General features: G+C 60.7%; 1 pseudogene. It reads left to right on the top strand.

The window, feature by feature from the left end:
• Positions 1 to 79: 79 nt before the first annotated feature.
• Positions 80 to 466, top strand: a pseudogene (locus tag DVK01_RS21320) (hypothetical protein); the annotation flags it as partial.

Below are 466 nucleotides of genomic sequence, written 5' to 3'. Positions count from 1 at the left end.
GCAAGATTCGCTCGATGTGGCCGTTTCGATAGCACCTGCCGGACGTGACGCTCCCGGCTCAGTCGATGAGTTCGATTGTGTGATTGCCGCGGTAACGCCTGAGTTGAGCAGCGCCGACCGGACAGACGCCGATACAGCCGCGTCACTGACCGAGGTCAGCAACTGGGCGGTCCGGAACGCCGCCCGTAACTCCGTTCCTCCGGTGGTGTACATCGCCCCTACGGAAGCATCGATCGCTGAAGCGCTTGAGGCCGATGTATCGGAGTATCTCCCGTGGGAACTGCTGGTCCAGTCGCCGACGACAGTGCTCAAGCGGGTGATCGCCGCGACGGAGGTACAGCCGACCCCTGACTACCGGACCATCTACGACAACGTCTCTGAGCCACTCACACTTCATGACCCCCAGACGGGAGAGTTGATTCATGCGAACCGGCAGCTTTGTGAGTTGCTGAAGTATGACCGAGCT

The organism is Haloarcula sp. Atlit-120R, from assembly GCF_003665885.1.
Taxonomy (GTDB): domain Archaea; phylum Halobacteriota; class Halobacteria; order Halobacteriales; family Haloarculaceae; genus Haloarcula; species Haloarcula taiwanensis.
This window is presented reverse-complemented; position numbering and strand designations above follow the sequence as displayed.